Origin of the sequence: Vibrio sp. CUB2 (assembly GCF_001557945.1) — a bacterium.
Lineage (GTDB): Bacteria > Pseudomonadota > Gammaproteobacteria > Enterobacterales > Vibrionaceae > Vibrio > Vibrio owensii.
This window is the reverse complement of record NZ_LNRB01000078.1, coordinates 1-548: the sequence shown is the minus strand read 5'-3', so window position 1 is coordinate 548 and position 548 is coordinate 1. Positions and strand designations below refer to the sequence as shown.

General features: G+C 42.7%; 1 protein-coding gene. It reads left to right on the top strand.

What is annotated here, in order from left to right; translation table 11 throughout:
- Nucleotides 1-328 precede the first annotated feature (328 nt).
- Nucleotides 329-548, top strand: a 220-nt coding sequence (locus ATB78_RS27930) for a helix-turn-helix domain-containing protein (RefSeq protein ID WP_155647873.1), incomplete at its 3' end; no start/stop codon positions are given.

The following is a 548-nucleotide window of genomic DNA, read 5'->3' as shown; positions in this document are numbered from 1 at the left end:
CATCACGGACAAACCCGCCATCGATGTAATTTGCGCCACTAAAAAATGATAAGGTGAAGTTCTTAGCCACGCCTTTGATATTCTTCAGCTTCACAATTTCTCCTTGAGTTATAACGCCCTGTTAAGGTGTGAGCAACGCAATACCGAAGCCACCGCATACCACCTTAACCAATAAACCTAACGCATAGTAAAAATGCCACGCGTTGCGAATCACTCTTAAACAGTTTGTTATAACTCTTGGATTCAAGTACGAAGTGCGACACCTCTGAACATAAAAACAGTGAGATGCGATAATCATGAAGTTTGCTCCCACCAAGAAGTAAAAAACATGAAATACACGCACCTAACTGAGAACGAAAGGTATATGATTTCTGCTCTCAGAAAGCAAGGAATTAGTACCGCTAAAATAGCTAAACAACTTGGTCGTCACAAAGCTACTATCTATCGAGAAATTGAACGCAATTCCCGATACAACAGACACTTTAAAAGGTACTCCTATCAGGCGTGGAGAGCCCAACAAATGGCTCGTAACCGGCTGAGCCGCTCGC